Origin of the sequence: Adhaeribacter radiodurans, assembly GCF_014075995.1 — a bacterium.
Taxonomy (GTDB): domain Bacteria; phylum Bacteroidota; class Bacteroidia; order Cytophagales; family Hymenobacteraceae; genus Adhaeribacter; species Adhaeribacter radiodurans.
Genome location: NZ_CP055153.1, coordinates 54,432 through 72,841, shown reverse-complemented (window position 1 = coordinate 72,841; position 18,410 = coordinate 54,432). Strand labels below are relative to the sequence as shown.

The following is an 18,410-nucleotide window of genomic DNA, read 5'->3' as shown; positions in this document are numbered from 1 at the left end:
ATTGAAAAATGGACCTTACCGGTGCCAACTTTGCATTGTTACCAACAGCAATAAAAAGTTAAAAATTTTAAAAATAATTAAGATGGCACCTCTTAAAAATACCCAGGTACTTATAATGGCCGCTACCGCCGGAATAGCCGTAGCCAATGTATATTACAGCCAACCCATTCTGCACGAAATTTCCCTTCAATTTCATACTACCCTGGAAAAAGCCGGTAGCATTTCGGTTTTAGCTCAGATTGGCTATGGCATCGGGCTGTTCTTTCTAACGCCCATTGGGGATATGATCGAACGGAAAAAGCTTATTTTGTACCTGCAGGCAGCCCTGGTTTTATCGCTTCTGCTCGTAGCCTTTGCGCCTAATATAATGATATTATATATCGGCAGTTTGCTCATTGGCGTGTTTTCGGTGGTAGCGCAGGTAATATTGCCCATGGCTGCCAGTTTGGTAAAAGAAAACCGGGGCAAGATTGTAGGGCAAATCTTTACGGGAATTTTAGTGGGTATCTTGTTAGCCCGCGTGTTCAGCGGTTTTATAACTAATTGGTTGGGCTGGCAATACGTGTATTTAATTTCGGCAGTTCTGGTAGCCGGTACCGCTATCCTGATGCAAACAGATTTTCGGTCTGTACCCGAGCGGTTTACCGGGACCTACGCTGGTTTGTTAAAGTCCACCATTGCTCAATGGAGCCGCTTTCCCGTACTGCGCCGAACTGCTTTAACCGGAATGCTGGCCTTTGGCACATTAAGTGCATTTTGGGTTACGCTTACCCTATACCTGAGCGAGGCACCTTTTCATTATTCCGCTTCGGCCATTGGTTTGTTTGGCTTATTAGCTGCCGCCGGCGCTTTAATTGCTCCTTTATTTGGCAAACTAGCGGATAAAGGTAGTTCGGTTCGGTCGCTGTTATTTTCTACTGGGTTAACGCTATTGAGCATAGTAATATTGAAGGTAGCTCCCGGAGCTATCGTAGCCATCTGGATTACGGTAATTCTGCTGGATATAGGCGTACAAGCCACCCAGGTAACCAACATTGCGGTTATCTACACCCTCGATTCTTTAGCCAACAGCCGAATCAATACCGTTTACATGACCAGTTATTTCATCGGCGGCGCCCTGGGTTCTTACTTTGCCATTCAGTTTTATAAATCTGGCGGTTGGCCCGCAGCCACCGCGTTCATGGCCTTACTCGCCTTAATAGCCATTATCAATGTAGTCACCTCCACAAGCAACGCCAATAAATTACAACTAGGCAAATCCGAATAAAATAGAAAATAATGGCTTTTCTACCTGATCACTCAGCAGCTAAATTTTAAGCTTCAATCATAAATTATTAAATCAGGTAGCTAAAAGCGATTGACACCAGTTTGGCTGAGGAGCACCTGCTAGGGTTCCGGTTTTGTGGAGCAAAATTCCGCCGACGGAGTCGAGGAAAGGAAGGCTAGCGAGGGCGGAAGAGCCAAACGAGGTCCGCTGGCCATGAGGCAAAACGTGAAGCCAGCCAGCTAGATAGCACCTGTGCCTGGAGACTGGAACAGGCTCCAATGAAATGGCTTTATAGAAACGGCTACAACAACCATAGATTTGGCTACATCCTTTTTTTAGTTACGGTTGACCTTTGCAGAAACTAAAAAATTAAAAAAATGAAAATTGTAGTTACCGGCTCCTTAGGCCACATCAGCAAACCACTTACCCAGGAGTTAATTCATAAAGGAAACACCGTTACCGTTATCAGCAGCAACCCGGGAAAACAAACCGAAATTACAGCTATAGGTGCCACCGCCGCCATTGGCTCCCTAGAAGATGTTGCCTTCTTAACCGCTACTTTCACCGGGGCCGATGCTGTGTACACCATGGTGCCCCCCAACAATTACTTCGACCCAAACCTGGACTTGCTAGGATATTACCGCCAACTCGGCTATAGTTACGCCCAAGCCATTAAAGAATCTGGCGTAAAGCGGGTAGTAAACCTGAGCAGCATTGGCGCCCATTTAGAAAAAGGTAACGGCATTTTGCGTGGTGCGCACGATGTCGAGCAAATCTTAAACGAACTACCACCGGATGTATCCATTACCCACTTGCGCCCCACTTCTTTCTATTATAACTTATTTGGCTACTCTGACCTGATAAAAAACCAGAACGTGATTGCTGCTAACTACGGAGCCGACAATGTGATTCCCTGGGTTTCAACAAAAGATATTGCCGCAGTAGTAGCGGAAGAACTGACTACTTCTCAAAACGATAGAAAAGTGCGTTACATTGCCAGCCAGGAATTAAGCGGCAACGAAACCGCCCGGATTTTAGGTTCCGCCATTGGCCAGCCCGATTTGCAATGGGTTTTAATTTCCGATGAACAAACTTTAGCTGGTTTAACTGCCATTGGTATGAACCCCGAAATCGCGGCCGGGCTGGTAGAAATGTATGCTGGTCTGCACAGTGGTTTGTTAGCCGAAGATTATTACCGGAACCTGCCAGCGGAAATGGGTAAAGTAAAGCTTACCGACTTTGCCCAGGAATTTGCAGCATCTTTTCAGCAAAAGTAAGTAACTTAGATTATGGCAACCACTCAACCCCTCCGCTTTAAAACCATTAGCGAGTACCACCAGCAAATGGGACTTCCTAAGCCGGAACATCCATTAATTAGCGTGATCGATATGGGCACCATGCCGGTTTGGGCGGGGCAGAGTCCGCAAAATTTGGTGTTGGATTTTTATTCCATTGCCCTGAAACGCAATTTTAATATCAAGTTTAAATACGGGCAGCAGGAATATGATTTTGATGAAGGCATCCTATTTTTTATAGCGCCGGGGCAGGTGTATGGCATTGAAGCTAGTCCAGATCAGGAAGTAAAACGGTCGGGGTGGATGTTACTCATTCATCCCGACTTTTTATGGAACACGCCTTTAGCCAAAACCATCAAACAATACGAGTACTTTGATTATGCGGTAAACGAAGCCTTGTTTCTGTCGGAGAAAGAAGAACACACGCTCACGAACCTGCTGCAAAACATTGCCCAGGAATACCATTCTAATATTGATAAGTTCAGCCAGAGTGTCATTATTGCCCAGCTGGAATTACTGCTCACATACGGCGAACGGTTTTACCACCGCCAGTTCATCACCCGCAAAATCACCAATCACCAAATATTAAACCGGCTGGAAGAACTTTTAAATGCGTATTTCAACAGTGATGCCTTAACCGAAAAAGGCATACCCACTGTGCATGATATTGCCGAACAGCTAAACATATCACCTACCTATTTAAGCAATTTGCTCAAAGTTTTAACCGGCCAAAGTACTCAACAACACATCCACGATAAACTCATCGAAAAGGCCAAAGAAAAATTATCCACCACGGCTTTATCCGTCAGCGAAATTGCTTTTACCCTGGGCTTCGAGCATTCCCAATCCTTCAGTAAATTATTCCGCAGCAAAACTAACTTGTCTCCCCTGGAATTTCGTCAATCATTTAATTAGCGTTATGCTTAATTAGAAATTATGAATTAGAAATTAGAATTTCCTTCTTCTAGCTTCTTCCTTCTATTGTTATAGCATCTATGGCGCGGAAGTTACTTCCGTGACTTTCGAGCCAAGATAGAAATACTTGTTCGCATAGCTGGCCGAGTAGCTGTAATTTCTACCTGAAGTTGTTTCATTGCTGAGGTAATTGTTCTTTTTGTCTTGACACAAAAAGAACCAAAAAAGTCAAGACGCTAAAAACTCGCTGAACGCTCGAACGGTTTAGCGTCAACTATTGCACTTGGCTCAAGCTATCTGTTGCATAGTAGATTTTCAAAATTTTAAAAATTTAAAATTTCATCATTTTTGCAATTACCTTCCGTGTCCTTCAGGAGGAACTTATTTGGCTACGTAGCTAAATAGGTTCCTCTTGAAGGACGCTCAAAATAATATTCAAAATAACACTCGATTATAAAGTTATATTGAGTCAAAAAGCACAAGTTCTTTTTATTTTCTTCGTCCAATCTGATATCTTCTTCTTTTCTAAGCAAACAGAATAGCAGTAGCTAAGAGCAACTGACACCAGTTTGGCTGTGAAGCACCTGCTAGGGTTCCGGTTTTGCGGAGGAAAATTCCGCAGACGGAGTCGAGGAAAGGAAGGCTAGCGAGGGCGGAAGAGCCAAACGAGGCCCGCCGGCCACGAGGCAAAGCTTGAAATTAGCAAACTAGATAGCACCCGAGCCTGGAGACGGGAACCGGCTCCAAAGAAAACTCCAAAACATTTAAAATTAACTATCCTACTATTTCCACCTAATCTTTCTCCTACCTTTTAACATAGTACTTATTCAAGCATAACCAATCAGGCTAACCTCAATTAAATATGCTTCTGCTCAGCAATGCAAAATATTTTATATCAATTATTTGCAAACAAAAATAAAACTTGTACGTTTGTATTATACATATAGTACATTATTATATTGTAACAATAGTATAATGATTGAGTTTAAACTAGACCCAAAATCTGGCTCGCCCTTTTACCGGCAGATCATCGACCAGATAAAATTTGGCATTGCGGCCGGAAACCTGAAAACGGGCGAACAACTCCCGACCGTCCGGTCTTTGGCCGTAGATTTAAAAGTAAACCTGAATACCGTAGCTAAGGCTTACAAAGAACTGGAAATTCAGAATGTATTGGCAACCCAACAGGGTACCGGTACTTTTATCAGTGACATTAAAATTGAAATACCTACCGAAGAAAAGCAGAACAAACTCCAGGAAATTTGCAGTGAGTTTTCGTCCATTGCTTTTAGCTATGGTTTTTCGGTAGACGATATCATTCAGCAACTTCAAAAACTTAAAATCAGATGAAAACAAATACCGATAGATGGTGGAATCCGATTTCTGCCACTGTATTAATTGTATTATTAGCCGCTTCCATAGCGCTGTTATATTTTCAACTCATCCACCCGGTGGGGTTCGCGGCACTCGTGCTGCTTTCTTTTTTTGTGGCCCGGGCCATTAACATTGCTAACCAGTGGGAAAAAGCGGTGGTTCTGCGGATGGGAAAATACCAGGGTCTGAAAGGTCCCGGCATCTTCTTTATCATTCCGATTATCGACAAAATAGATAATTACATCGACCAGCGGGTACGGGTAACAGATTTTAAAGCCGAGCAAACCTTAACCAAAGATACCGTGCCGGTTAATGTAGATGCCGTGGTTTACTGGACCGTTTGGGACGTAGAGAAGGCCGCCCTTGAAGTGCAGGAGTACGAAACCGCCATTTTCTACATTGCCCAAACCGGCTTGCGCGATATGATCGGGAAACACGAATTGGCCGACCTGCTGCAGGAACGCGATAAAGTAGCCGAAGATTTACAACAAATCATGGATCACCACACCAATTCCTGGGGTATTACCTGCCAGAACGTGGGTATCAAAGATATTATAATTCCGCAAACCTTAGCCGATGCCATGAGTAAGGAAGCGCAAGCCGAAAGAGAGCGTCGTGCCCGGGTTATTCTGGGAACCGCTGAAACCGAGATTGCCTTTAAGTTTGCCGAAGCCAGCGAACAATACCGCAACAACCCGGTAGCTTTGCACCTACGCGGTATGAATATGTTGTTTGAAGGGTTAAAGGAAAAAGGCTCAATGGTAATTGTACCGAGCTCCGCCCTGGACTCCATGAACTTAGGTGCCATGGGTGGTTTGGTTTCTCTGGCCAAAGCCAACGATCTGGAAAAAACGGTTTAACGCTGCGCTTCACTATACAAAATACCAACTTACAGTCTATCTATTTTAAAATTTAACCTGATTGTCTCACGCCTAAAAACCTAATTATGAAATGCCTTTATGTTCTTATAATCAGCTTATTGGTTAGCACCTTCACGTTTGCTCAGTCCGCTAATTATTTGCCCGCAGTGCAGCAAAAAATACAAGCTTTAAAGTGGGTAACCGGCAAATGGCAAGGTACCGTTTCTATCATGGGACCCGATGGCAGCAAACAGGAATACCAACAAACCGTGGAATTTAGACCGAAATTAAAGAATTCAATACTCCAATTCACCGAAGCAGCTAACCGGGGGCAGGATACCGTTTTTCAGAATATTGGAATGCTGGGGTACGATGCGCTAAAATCTAAATACACGATTCAGGCTTATACCAATGGTGGCATGCAAATACAAGCGGATGTAGAAGTGCAGGATAAAAAAATGATTTGGCGGCTTCCTTTGCCAAACACCCTGATCCGGTACACCATTACTTTAAACGAAAAAGGACAATGGCACCAAATAGGGGAAGGTAGCGCGGATGATGGCCAGACTTGGAACCTCTTCTTCGAGTCTAAACTAAGCCCCGTTAAGAATCAAAAATAAATTGAAAATGGAGGTATATGGCAATTATTGATGAATCATTTCTTATTTTTAGAGTTTTGATTGTAATAATTTAAAATAAATCATTGGCCATTCACTCATGAAAGTAAAGCATACCATTCTTTTAATTGCATTAAGTAGTTTATTTTTTAAAAATCCGCTATCTGCCCAAACCATTTCTAAAGAAGAACTAACCTATCTTACCTCCGATTGGAAAGGCGAACGGTTTCCGGATGGGCGTCCTAAAATTCCGGATAATTTGCTGGAGCGGGCCAAGCTAATCATGATCGATGATGCCTGGAGCGTTTTAAAGAACGAAGGCTACGTTAACCAGTTTGAAGGAAACTGGAAAAGTGTGAACGACATGCCTATGACGGGCCGCGCGGTAACTGCCATGTACCTGCCCAGCCGGCCGGATTTAGAAAAACAAATTAAAGACCGGGGCGCCAAGCAAGGTCGCAAAGGAAATACCAATGCCTGGCCCATTGATATTCTCGCCAAAGGCGATTTATACGTGGCCGATGCTTTTGGCAAAATAAGTGGGGGCGGTATTATGGGCGCTACCTTAGCCAATTCGATTATCAGCAAATCGGGGAACGGGGTGGTGTTCGATGGCGCCGCCCGCGATTTACAGGAACTCCGCCAGATAAAAGGATTTAACGCCGTAGTGCGCGATTTTCATCCTTCCTACACCGAAGAAATGGTCTTGCAGGGGCTTAATACGCCTATCCGCATCGGCCGGGCCGTGGTGATTCCGGGCGATTTAGTAATTGTACAACCGGAAGGCGTTCTTTTTGTGCCAGCGCATTTGGCGGAGCAAGTAGTAAGTACTTCGGAATTTGTGATCCGGAAAGATAAGTTCGGTTTTGAGATGGTACGTACCGGCAAATACAGCACCGGCGAAATCGATAGCCAATGGCCGGACAAAATCAAAGCTGATTTTTTACAATGGCTCGAAAAACACCCGGAACTAGGTAAAATGACCCGCCCGGAACTGGATAAAGTAATGAGTAAAAGAACGTGGTAGCTTTTTGCGCTTCGCTTAATTAGAAATTATGAATTTAAAATTAGGAATGAGTTCTAAATAGTAATTTTGGTATAAGTCAGAATTACTACTTTTGGAGCTACACTCTGGCGCAAGTCTTAACGGAGCGAAACAGCATTTCTATGGCGCGAAAGTAACTTTCGCGCTTTTTTATTTAATAAATAATTTTCAGTAAAATTAGTGGCATTGGTCTCCTGACTGGCAAAAATTGGGCAAGATGGTAGCTAATTTTTTAAATTTAAAAGTGCGAATTTGTCACTTGTTTCTTAAATTTATATCACCAGTTCTAAAACTTGAAAACCGTAAAATTTCATAAAACCGAATGCGGTGTAGATTTTCTACTGAACGTAGTCACGGGTACAGAATTAAAAGAAATTTTTCCGGATACAAATCTTAATAATGGGGAGGCTTATAACTCAGATTCCTTCGAAATTTACTTTTTTAAAAAAGGCAGTGGATCTATAATCGTAAACCAGCGAAAAATTAACATTGTAGATAATACCATTGTTTTTATATCTCCCTTTCAAAAAAGGCAATTCAAACTAGACCCTACTTGTTTAGATTTTACCTTGCTGATTTTTCAGGAAGACTTTCTGAACGACTTTTTTGCCGACAAATTATTTACGTACCAGTTGCTCTATTTTTACCAGTTAGATTATGCTTTAAACCTGGTGGTACTGGACGCGGATATTCAAAAAGCCTGTGAGATACTCACCGAAATTAAAGCAGAACTGAAAAAGCCGCTTGTAGATAGCAACCATATTATTCGTTCGCTTTTGTATTATTTACTGCTAAAACTCAATCGGGATTACGGCCAGCATAACCACTTGCCCTTGGAGAAACCGGAGAATAATTATGCCTATCAGTTCAAGAAATTGCTGGAAATCCATATTAAAGAAAAACAACGCATTACTGACTACGCGCTGCTTTTAGGAATAAGCCGGATAACGCTGAATAAAGCTGTGCAGGCGCAATTTAACGTAACGGCTACCCATTTATTAAAACAACGGCTGTTGTTCGAAATTAAAAACTACCTGATCCATTCCGGCCAAACCGTGGCCGAAATAGCACACGAGCTTCGTTTCTCCGAACCAAACCATTTAATGCGGTTTTTTAAAACCCAAACCGGATTAACTACTACCGAATTTATGATAGATTATCAAAATGGTATAAAGGAATAAGGCTTTGGTAGGTTGTTCCAGCCGAGTTATACCGACCTTTGCCCCATATTTTATTTCTTTAAAACTCCTGATAAAAAGAAATAAAATCAACCAGATCCATATCTAAATAAGATAATCATGAAACGAGTATTTTTAGTTGTAGCGTTTGCCTTATTCGCTACTTTTTCTTTTGCCCAAAGTAAAACCAACACCAAAACAAGTGTGCAGTTAATCAGAAATGCTACCCTAGTAATACACTATGCCGGGCAGAAAATTTTGGTCGACCCCATGTTGTCTGCAAAAGGCGCGCTGCAATCTTTTGCCGGAATCGAAAGAAATCCTACAGTTGATTTAAAGATGCCGACCGATGAAATTGTGAATGCGCTCGATTTGGTTTTGGTAACGCATAGCCATCCGGATCATTTTGATGAGGCAGCCAGCAAAATTTTAAATAAATCCATAAAACTCATTAATCAACCGGCGGATGCAGATTTTTTTAAAAAAGAAAACTTTACGAACGCGGTATCTCTGGATAACACTACCGCCTGGAATAATATAAGCATTCACCGGATAGAAGCCCAACATGGCACCGGGGAAGTACTAAAAATGATGGGGAAGACTTCCGGCTATGTGTTAACGGCGAAGAATCAACCTACCGTTTATATCGTGGGAGATGGTATCTGGACAGAAGAGATAAAAAAGAATATTCAAAAATTTGCTCCCGATTATATCATTGTTAACTCCGGAGGAGCCGTAATACCAAAGTTCGAGAAAACGCCTATTTTAATGGATGAGGAACAAACCATGGCGTTAATCCGGGAAAGCGGTAAGGCAAAAATTATTGCGGTGCACATGAATGCTCTGGACCATTGCCGTACCACCAGAGAATCGCTCCGTAAAAAAGCAGAAGAATTAAAAATTAGTAAAGACAAATTGCTCATTCCTGAGGACGGTGAAACGATAGAACTTTAGACCCAAAAGGAACTCAAACTTTTCGTGTAACGTCGAAATAAGAGCAAGAGAATTATCTTGAAAATAAGTTCGTACATTTAAGTATTCGATTGATTGCCCTGAGAGGCGAAACAGATGAATTTTTTAAAAATTACGAGCTACCCAGATTGTTTTGACAAATGAAAAGAAGAAAATTTATAGTTAACCTGGGCGGTGTTGGTTTGCTGTCGTTGGTGAAGCCGGGCCAGTTGTTGAGTAAAACCGTAACGGTAGCCAGCAATTACGTAATTGAACAATTCGAGGACAAAGGACTGGCGCATTACTCGTACGCGGTGCTGGCGGATAATAAAATAGTAATTATTGACCCGCAACGAAATCCACAGATTTACTATGATTTCGCCCAAAAGCACAACGCCCAGATTATTGGCGTAATTGAAACCCACCCGCATGCCGATTTTGCCAGCGCCCACCTGGAAATGCACCAAAAACTGCAAGTGCCGATTTATGCTAGTAGCCTCACTAAGCCCAAATACCCAGGCACTGCTTTCGACGAAGGGCGCACCATAAAGTTATCCGGTTTAGTAGGTTTGCGCTCTATTTATACGCCGGGGCACGCACCCGATCATATATCCGTGGTGTTGTATGACAGCGGGAAAGACCGGGCGGTATTTTCCGGTGATTCTTTGCTGATTGGCGACGTAGGCCGTCCTGATTTGCGCGATTTTTCAAAAAATACGGATGCGCAGCGGCAACGCCTGGCTGAAATGATGTACGATACCATTCACGAAAAATTTGCCAAACTGGAGGATGACGTTATTCTATATCCGGCTCATGGAGCGGGTTCTTTGTGTGGCCGGTCTATCCGGAAAGCTGCCAGTTCCACCATTGGCTACGAAAAACAGCATAACTACGCTTTCGAAAAAAGAACCAAAGCGGAGTTTGTGAGCTTGTTGTTGAGCGATCAGCCATTTATACCCAAGTACTTCCCGTATGCAGTGGGCCTAAATATTATCGGGGCACCTGAGTTAAAAGCTAGCCTGGCCAAAATAAAGTACTTACCCAAAAATTACCAACCCGAGGCCAATGCCTTAATTATTGATAGTCGTCCGGCTGCTGCTTTTAAAGCTTCGTATTTAACCAACGCCATTAACATTCAAGGTGGGGGCGCTTTCGAAACCTGGTTGGGCAGCATGGTAGCTCCTGAATCTGAATTTTATTTGGTTGCCGCCGACGAAGTAAATTTACAAAGCGTTGTAAAAAAAGTAGCTGCCATTGGCTACGAATCTAAGATAAAAGGGGCTTTTGTGTATGATGCCACCAACGGTAACCAGTTTACAGCTTTTAATAAAAGCACCTTTAATCCGGAAGAAAATAAATTTACATATTTGGATGTAAGAACCATCAAGGAAATAAACGAGACCACCGTTTTTAAAAACAGTATTCATATTCCGTTACACGAATTAACCCAGCGCCTTTCCGAGATCCCGACCGGTAAACCCATCCTGGTTAATTGCGCATCCGGGTACCGTTCAGCTACGGCCAGCAGTATTTTAAAAAAGCTTTTACCCAATGCTCAAATTTATGACCTGGGAGCTGCGGTAGTGGATTATAAAAAGCCGGTAGCTATAAAATAAAGCCCATAATTGAAGTACGTGATGGTGCTGGTTTTTCTCCGTACTACCGCGTGCTTCAAAGCTTTTCCTTAAATTGCCCCTGCATCAACTAAAATCAAAGATGACTGCTACTACTTAATTGATTTAAATGAAGTATTTAATAATTGGTGCAGGAGGCGCCGGTGGATTAATTGGTGGTTTTCTGGCGCGAAGTAATTTCGATGTTACCTTAGTGGCCCGCGGAAAACATTTAGCGGCTATTCAGGAGAAAGGCTTAATTATTAACCGGTACAATAAGGAAAAAATAACTATTCCGAACGTAAAAGCTGTTTCTCAAACCGGGCTGGGCCAAGAGCGGTTTGCTATTGTTTTTGTTTGTGTAAAGGCCTACAGCATCAAAGAAATTATACCGGTTCTGGAGAAGGTAGCCGACGCGCAAACCATTATTATCCCTATCCTGAACTCCATGGAAACAGGTAATATTCTCCGGGCCGCCTTACCTTCGAAAAGTATTTGCGATGGCTGTATTTACATTACCGGCTACGTGTCGGCACCCGGCGAAATTACCCAGAACAACCAAATTTTCCGGATTGTTTATGGTTTTGCTAACCAAAGCAAAGCCAATTACCCCATCCTCAAAACCTTAGAATCTGATTTAAGAATAAGCAACATAGAGGTACAATACAGCTCCGATATTTTTAGTCAAATTTTTAAAAAATTAGCTTTTACCTCGGCGTTTGCCTCCGTAGGTGGATATTATCATGTTAAAGCCAAAGCTATTCAGCAAATACCCGCATACCGTGAAGTATTTATAAGATTACTCCGGGAACTGGAACAAATCGGACGGGCAGCAAATTATACCACCAGCGCAGAGATTGTAGAAAATAATACAGCTATTCTGGATCATCTGACCGGGGAGTTTACCACGTCTTTCCAGAAAGATTTAGCTGCTAACAAACCCGACGAGCGGGAAGAGCTTATTTTTGCGATGGTTCGGCTGGCTCAAAAGTACCAGGTCCCGGCTCCTACTTACCTAAAAATTGCCAAACACTTTGGCTATATTGGTTAGTAGCTTGAATTTTGTTTTTTCTTATCTAGCAGAAGTATAATACTAAATAGTAAGAAGTAGTTTTCTAGCAGAGCTTAATGTTGTTTTTGGAGCCTTTTCAAGTCTCCAGATGGCAGTGCTACCTAGTTTGACCAGTAACCAGTTTGCCTCATGGCCGGCGGGCCTCGTTTGGCTCTTCCGCACTCGCTAGCCTTCCTTTCCTCGGCTCCGTCTGCGGAATTTTGCTGTGCAAAACCGGAACCCTAGCAGGTGCTCCACAGCCAAACTGATGTCAGTTGACAATATCTACTGCTTTTGTCTTTTTTAGTAGTATTGGATGGTATTAAGCCGAATTTATTAGGATTTACTGAGAGGGTAAGCAGGACGAGGAAGTTTAATTCCGTTAATTCTTGTCATTAGTAGCAGCCAATTAAAATCATTTTCCTTCTACTTAATCAAACAGATTAATTATACTGGATGTGGAAGAAAAGCCGTAGTTAAGCTCGATTAATACCAGTTTGGCTGTTGAGGGCCTTTTAGCGTTCCGGTGCTGCGGAGCAGCATGGCGCAGTGGAACGAGCCAAGGTTCGCTAAACTGCCCGAAAGAGCCGAACGAGGCCCGCCGGCCATGAGGCAAACTGGTTACTGGTCAAACACGATAGCACCTGAGTATGGAGACTTGAAAAGACTCCAAAGAAAACACTTACTAGCAAGCAAAATCTATAATAGCTTAAGCATAACCACCCGAAAGAACCTTACTTCTTACTCGTTGTGTTTGACTCCTGAAGGAAGCTTTTGCGGCGTAGTGGTAGGCCCGTAAACTTTTAGTACGCCATCTTTCACCTCCATGCGATCAATAAAAACCACGCGTTCGTCGCCGGTTTTGGTGGTGCGGCCATGGTACACGCAGAACATTTCTTTGCCATCCGGAGAGTAGGTAATGCTGTTGTGGCCCGTGCCGGTTACCGTTCCGCCTTTGGCTGAGTTTTTCTGCAATACCGGATTGTTCACCGCTTTTTTAAACGGACCTAAAGGCGAGTTAGATGTAGCGTAGCCCACGGCGTAATGCTGACCACCAAAGTAATTAGCCGAATACATAATGTAATAGGTATTGCCTTTTTTAAATGTAACGGAGCCTTCGGTCCAGCGGCGGTTTACTTCTTTGGAGGTAACCGAACGGCTTTCCCATTCGGCTTGCTTGTCGCTGAGTTTTACGGGCGGGCGCAGCAATAAAACCGGTTCGCCAATTATGCCGGAAAAATCAGGCTGTAACTCTACCCCGTATACCCAACTTTCTTCAATCTCTTTAAACCAGCCTTTTTTTTGAGCCCAATCGGCTATTTCGCTGGCTACGGGGTGTTTGTAAGCGGCCCGCGAGTAGTATAAGTAAACCTTGCCGTTGGTATCGAAAAAAACATTGGCATCAATTACTGGGTAACCCGGGTCGAAAACCGGTTTGTTGGCCAGATCTACGAAAGGACCAGTCGGTTTATCAGCCACGGCCACGCCAATTTTAAAATTTTCTACTTCTTTAGTCGGGTTTTCTTTCCATTGAGCACTGTAAAACAAGTAAAACTTGCCTTTTACCTCGTATACTTCCGGTGCCCAGTACGCCCCGCCCCAACTGGCATTTGGGTCGCTCCAGCCGTTTTTGTTATTGTGGAAATATACTTGCCCTTCCGGTTTCCAGTTTACTAAATCTTTGGAAGAATAAGCCGAAAACCCTTTGTTGGCGCCCGCACCCGTGCCGTACATGTAGTACATGCCGTTGGTGCGTAACACGTATGGATCGCCAAATTCTACCTTTAAGGGATTGGTATAGGTAACTTTAGCGGGCGCAACCTTGGGAGCGGTGGTTTGAGCCAAGGCGGAATTCCAGTTTAGTCCGGTAATCAGGCAAAATAAAAAAAGCGTATTTTTTATCATACAAATAGAGTTGTTGGTTGTTCGTGATTCGGTTGATACAGGCTGTTATTTTGTATAGCAACCGAAGCAATTGGTAGCCTGACTCTAGCGAGATCCTTTGTGGTTCTTCGTTAATTTTAAAAATTGAAAGTTAACAGCCAAAAGTTATCCAAAAAAAACCTTTATCCGTCAAAGCCTGACAATACCAGTTGCAATCTAAGTTAAAAGAAACTAAAGCGAAAGCAATTACCGTGAATTGCCATCTTGGAACTTCAGAAAGAAGAAGTACCCATACCTAAGGCGAGTTTTGAATTGGAGTAAATAACTGTTTTAAGGCAAACTAGTGGAAGAGACCTAGCGGTTAAGTTTAAGTTATCCTTCCAGTTCTATCGCGAGCGTCCACGCTCGTGATGCCCCATCCTCCCGCCTCTGGCCGGTTGGAATTTATCTGTATATCCTTTGTATATAGGGTTATCGGTTCGCCCGGCCAGAGGCCTCCTGAATAGCAGACACGAGCGTGGACGCTCGCGCCATATTACTTGCCATGTTACCTGTTAAAACCAGATAACCTCTTAGAATAAGGGAATAATTAACTAAATAATGGTGAAACCGTGACCTGGAGCATCCGGGTCGAAATCATAGCGGTCGCAGCGGGAGTCGTACCAATCTTTTTTGAACTGTTCCAGGCTTTCCAGATGTGCTTCTATGGCTGGTATTCCTTCGGCTTGTTCTTCGCCGTCTGCGAGGCGCGGTTCGGTGACGGTATCCTGGGGAATTAACTCGTATTTAAAAGCTAGCTTCTCTAAACGGGCTTGCCAGGTGGGGATCAGGTGGTTATCCGGTGGGTAATAAATCGTGATCATTTCGGGGTGATTTTTAAATTTTCCAGTTCCGCTTTTAATTTTTGGTTTTCCGCTTCCAAATCGGCGAGGCGTTGGCGCTGGGCCGCGAAGGCGGGTTCCAGTTCTTCGGCGGTGTAGCGCGGGGTAATGTGCTGCGGACAGTTCCAATCGTAGGCTTGTACCGTTAGTACCAGCATACGTTCCGGCCGGTGTTTGTAGTCGGCGGGGTCTATCTGAGCAAACAGTTCGGGTTCGTCGGTGAGGGGCACTACTTTGGCCTGAGCGTATACTTTCAGGCGGGCCCGGTGCGGGTACGACACCATGATGAGTGCCACATTGGGATTGGTTTCAATGTTGCCGACGGAGATGTATTGCCGGTTGCCCGAAAAATCCACAAAAGCCAGCGTTTGCTCGTCGAGTACTTTTACAAAGCCTTTGGGCCCGCCGCGGTGCTGGATGTAGGGGTAACCGTTCTCGCCGATACTGGCCAGGTAAAAATAATCCTGAACCGCGATAAACTTTATTTCATTCTCGGTCAGTCCATCTACCACGTGGTATTTTTCCACACGCTCGTAAATCTGCCGACTCCCAAATTCCTGCTGTAATTCTTTGGCGGCATCAGAAAAAGCTAATTGACTATAGTTCATCTTTTTCGGGGTTGGAGGTGTATCTTAAACAGACTGGTATAATGCTTCGTTTGGAAGATGGTGTTTGGGTATTTACGCTTTGGGTTATGCATGACGGATATGCAGGTTGGATGTTGAGTTAAAAATATGAACTCCAATCTATCAGTCTACTTTTAAAAGGCTGATGAAATCTACCGTTGTGCTTAGAGTTAGCGTAGCGCTCTAACTACTTTTGTGCAGCCAATCTCTGATTGGCGTTTACCAGAATACTCCATTTCGCCAATCAGAGATTAGCCTTATGGATAATGTGTAGGGTGTTGTGTTAATTCACGCATAGCAACTAGAACCAGGAAAATTGTTACACTGATTCTGTGTGCTCTATTTATGTATCTTATTGATAATCCATAAATAGCACGCTTGTTAAAAGGGACAAAATGAGTGCTGGATTCGCATAACATTAGTAAAAAATAATTTACTTTAAAAAACAGAAAAATTTAAACTGGTTACATTTCAAGTATAATATGTCACAAGACGAATTAGAAGCGCTAACAAAATTTATAAAATCAGTTGATTTGAGCAATAGAACCAACCTTGCTGGGCAATTTGCCCGGCATAAAGATCCACTAAAAGCAAGTATAGATTGTTATGTAAATCATGGATATAACAGAATTAATCCCTATTTGAGAACTAAAAACAGAATCAAAGATTCATCTTCTGAAGCATTTATAAAATATTTAAATATAGCTTTAGATAGTTGCCCTAAAATGAGTAGTACAACTTTGTTTAGAATGGAAAGCTCAACCCAACCTAACTGGTATGTAAAAAAATGGTTTAATGAAAGGAGTGGTAAAACAATTATCTATCCCGCATTTACATCAAGTTCTCAAGAAAAAGTAAGAGTCAACCACACATCAATATTATTTGAGATTACAACTAGTGTTGACTCTAATGCACATAATATTGATGATAACGGGGGAAAGAAATGCGAAATGGAAGCATTATACAGGAATAATACGAGTTTTAAAATATTATCGACGACAGGGGATAGATATAAAATATTAATAAAATTGGAAGAGGTAAAAGAAGAAAAAGGAATAACAATTTATGATAATATTCTCTACCATAGATTAAATCACAAAAATCGTTTAGGTGAAAATGAAAGGTTGTCTTTAATTGATTTAGACATATAAATATATTTAAGATCATCATTCTTAAATATATTTAAGCAATAGTATCGGATTTCTCCTCTGTTGTGCTTAGAGTTAGCGTAGCGCTCTAAGTACTTTTGTGCAGCCAATCTCTGATTGGCGTTTGTCAGTATTTTGATTTTACGCCAATCAGAGATTGGCTGTCCGGAAATGCGGAGAGACCGCTAACGCGAACTCTCCGCATAACAGTAAGGCACGGAGGTAAATCCGCACCATAGATGCCTTCCCCGCATTTCAAAAGAGCCAATCTCCTGAGCGTATTATTCGTAATAAAGCATACTGTTTAGCTAAATCGCCGCTGACTAAATTTAACCAAACTAAACCAGGCCATGACAACGAGATCAGGAGATCAACAGAAGAAACAGCGCCAAAAAGAATTTAAGGAAAAGCAAGAACACCAGAAGCGCCTTCTGGCTGAAAAAAAAGCGAACCGGGATAAACATAAAAATTCGGATGCACCGGACGAGTTGGGTGAAACGGAGAGTTAGAGCCTGTTTATATCTGCATAAACCATTTAAAACTGCCATTCCATTTCGTGGAATCAAATGAATTCGAAAAGAGTCTTATTAGCCGGTTATTTCTTAGATTATTGTGGGAGGAAATTACTTTAAGATATAGCGTGCTTTTCTTTATTGCGCCTAGGGTTTTAACTCTTTACACCATAGCCTCTTTGTTGTATTTGCCCCGGTACTCCAGCGGCGACATACCGGTAATTTTCCGGAATACTTCCCGGAACGCTTTTACATCGGAGTAGCCTACTCCGTACATTACTTCGTTCACGGTTTTGCGGCTGGTTTCTAAGGTCTTTTTCGCTGATTCAATTTTTACGCGTTGCACGTATTCCACGGGCGTGTTGCCGGTAGCTTTTATAAACCGCCGGTCAAAGTTGCGACGGCTTACCGCAAATTGAGCTGATAAATGTTCCATGGATATTTTCTCGTCCAGGTTGCTTTCAATAAAGGCTTGGGCTTTTTGTACCATGTCGTCGTGGTGCTGCTTTTGGCCGGTAAAAATAGTAAATGCCGATTGGCTTTGCCGGTCCATTTCAATCTGAAATACTTTGGAACAAAAAATAGCGGTTTGCCGATCATAGTATTTCTCAACCAGGTACAGGATGAGGTTCAAAAACGAATAAGCGCCGCCGTTGGTATAAATGCCGTTTTCGTCGGTAATTAATTTATCGGTTTGTAAATTCACTTCCGGAAACCGTTTTCTAAAACTATCTGCCACCGCCCAATGCGTGGAGCAACTTTTCCCGTCCAGCACTCCCGCCGCCGCTAGCATAAAAGCTCCCGAACAAATACTGGCAATTTCGGCCCCGGCTTTGTATTGTTTCCGGATCCAATTAACCAGCAACTCGTTGGCCTGCAAAGCCTTTTCGTAATTATGATTTAAGGAAGGAATAATAATGAGATTGGTTTTAGCAATGGCGGCAATGTGGGTGTGGGGCCTCACCGAAAACAAACCCTCGTAAAAATCAACCTTTTCGGAAATGCCGGCTAACTGAATGTTGAACAATGGAGCGCGGCCGGTTTCTTGCCAATAGACATTAGACCGGGTAAATATTTTGTAAGCGCCTACAATGCTGCTCAGGTTATTTTCCCCGTCCGGAACAATAATCGTCAAATGTTTCATGTCCGTTTTTCTATCAAAGATAAAATTTTAGGGTGGCTAAATCAACCCA

Annotated in this window: 18 protein-coding genes; 13 read left to right on the top strand and 5 right to left on the bottom strand. The window is 42.8% G+C overall.

Annotated features, from left to right (window positions below; all coding sequences use genetic code 11):
- Window positions 1-82 precede the first annotated feature (82 nt).
- The 11 genes from HUW48_RS00995 (at window position 83) to HUW48_RS00945 (ending at window position 12,166) form a co-directional block, all read left to right on the top strand.
- On the top strand, window positions 83-1,267 hold the full coding sequence (locus HUW48_RS00995) for an MFS transporter (protein WP_182413897.1): 1,185 nt from the start codon (window positions 83-85) through the stop codon (window positions 1,265-1,267).
- A gap of 377 nt (window positions 1,268-1,644) precedes the next feature.
- Window positions 1,645-2,544, top strand: coding sequence for an NmrA family NAD(P)-binding protein (locus tag HUW48_RS00990; protein ID WP_182413896.1), 900 nt, complete (start codon window positions 1,645-1,647; stop codon window positions 2,542-2,544).
- A 12-nt stretch (window positions 2,545-2,556) separates the two neighbouring features.
- A complete protein-coding gene (locus HUW48_RS00985; protein ID WP_182413895.1) occupies window positions 2,557-3,477 on the top strand; it encodes a helix-turn-helix domain-containing protein in 921 nt (306 codons plus the stop codon).
- Window positions 3,478-4,452: 975 nt separating this feature from the next.
- Window positions 4,453-4,827, top strand: a complete 375-nt coding sequence (locus HUW48_RS00980) for a GntR family transcriptional regulator (protein WP_182413894.1) — start codon at window positions 4,453-4,455, stop codon at window positions 4,825-4,827.
- Window positions 4,824-5,711, top strand: coding sequence for a slipin family protein (locus tag HUW48_RS00975; RefSeq protein WP_182413893.1), 888 nt, complete (start codon window positions 4,824-4,826; stop codon window positions 5,709-5,711). The genes HUW48_RS00980 and HUW48_RS00975 overlap by 4 nt, the downstream gene beginning before the upstream one ends.
- A gap of 86 nt (window positions 5,712-5,797) precedes the next feature.
- The gene (locus tag HUW48_RS00970; protein ID WP_182413892.1) at window positions 5,798-6,331 is read left to right on the top strand and encodes a DUF1579 family protein; all 534 of its coding nucleotides are present in this window, start codon (window positions 5,798-5,800) and stop codon (window positions 6,329-6,331) included.
- A 97-nt stretch (window positions 6,332-6,428) separates the two neighbouring features.
- Window positions 6,429-7,355 (top strand): RraA family protein, encoded by a 927-nt coding sequence (locus HUW48_RS00965; RefSeq protein ID WP_182413891.1) that lies wholly within the window; start codon window positions 6,429-6,431, stop codon window positions 7,353-7,355.
- 311 nt (window positions 7,356-7,666) lie between these two features.
- Complete coding sequence (locus HUW48_RS00960; RefSeq protein WP_182413890.1) at window positions 7,667-8,554, top strand: AraC family transcriptional regulator; 888 nt, start codon at window positions 7,667-7,669, stop codon at window positions 8,552-8,554.
- 117 nt (window positions 8,555-8,671) lie between these two features.
- Entirely contained in the window at window positions 8,672-9,505 is an 834-nt protein-coding gene (locus HUW48_RS00955) for an MBL fold metallo-hydrolase (RefSeq protein WP_182413889.1), read from the top strand.
- Window positions 9,506-9,663: 158 nt separating this feature from the next.
- Window positions 9,664-11,118, top strand: a complete 1,455-nt coding sequence (locus tag HUW48_RS00950; protein ID WP_182413888.1) for an MBL fold metallo-hydrolase — start codon at window positions 9,664-9,666, stop codon at window positions 11,116-11,118.
- A 127-nt stretch (window positions 11,119-11,245) separates the two neighbouring features.
- Window positions 11,246-12,166, top strand: coding sequence for a ketopantoate reductase family protein (locus tag HUW48_RS00945; protein ID WP_182413887.1), 921 nt, complete (start codon window positions 11,246-11,248; stop codon window positions 12,164-12,166).
- Window positions 12,167-12,652: 486 nt separating this feature from the next.
- Here the strand turns inward: HUW48_RS00945 and HUW48_RS27150 are convergent, their stop codons facing one another.
- The 4 genes from HUW48_RS27150 to HUW48_RS00930 form a co-directional block, all read right to left on the bottom strand.
- Window positions 12,653-12,775, bottom strand: a complete 123-nt coding sequence (locus tag HUW48_RS27150) for a hypothetical protein (RefSeq protein WP_262891480.1) — start codon at window positions 12,773-12,775, stop codon at window positions 12,653-12,655.
- A 132-nt stretch (window positions 12,776-12,907) separates the two neighbouring features.
- Window positions 12,908-14,071, bottom strand: coding sequence for a glycoside hydrolase family 43 protein (locus HUW48_RS00940; protein ID WP_182413886.1), 1,164 nt, complete (start codon window positions 14,069-14,071; stop codon window positions 12,908-12,910).
- A 572-nt stretch (window positions 14,072-14,643) separates the two neighbouring features.
- Complete coding sequence (locus HUW48_RS00935) at window positions 14,644-14,913, bottom strand: hypothetical protein (RefSeq protein WP_182413885.1); 270 nt, start codon at window positions 14,911-14,913, stop codon at window positions 14,644-14,646.
- Window positions 14,910-15,539 (bottom strand): pyridoxamine 5'-phosphate oxidase family protein, encoded by a 630-nt coding sequence (locus tag HUW48_RS00930; protein ID WP_182413884.1) that lies wholly within the window; start codon window positions 15,537-15,539, stop codon window positions 14,910-14,912. Before HUW48_RS00930 ends, HUW48_RS00935 begins: the two co-directional genes overlap by 4 nt.
- 500 nt (window positions 15,540-16,039) lie before the next feature.
- Here HUW48_RS00930 and HUW48_RS00925 point away from each other — a divergent pair, with 500 nt between their 5' ends.
- Both HUW48_RS00925 and HUW48_RS00920 read left to right on the top strand, forming a co-directional pair.
- Complete coding sequence (locus HUW48_RS00925) at window positions 16,040-16,708, top strand: ADP-ribosyltransferase (RefSeq protein WP_182413883.1); 669 nt, start codon at window positions 16,040-16,042, stop codon at window positions 16,706-16,708.
- A 347-nt stretch (window positions 16,709-17,055) separates the two neighbouring features.
- Window positions 17,056-17,214 carry a hypothetical protein gene (locus HUW48_RS00920; RefSeq protein ID WP_182413882.1) on the top strand — a complete coding sequence of 53 codons (159 nt, stop codon included), beginning with the start codon at window positions 17,056-17,058 and terminating at the stop codon, window positions 17,212-17,214.
- Window positions 17,215-17,380: 166 nt separating this feature from the next.
- Here HUW48_RS00920 and HUW48_RS00915 read toward each other — a convergent pair whose 3' ends face one another.
- Window positions 17,381-18,361: a GlxA family transcriptional regulator gene (locus tag HUW48_RS00915; protein ID WP_182413881.1), complete on the bottom strand. Its 981-nt coding sequence runs from the start codon at window positions 18,359-18,361 to the stop codon at window positions 17,381-17,383.
- Window positions 18,362-18,410 lie beyond the last annotated feature (49 nt).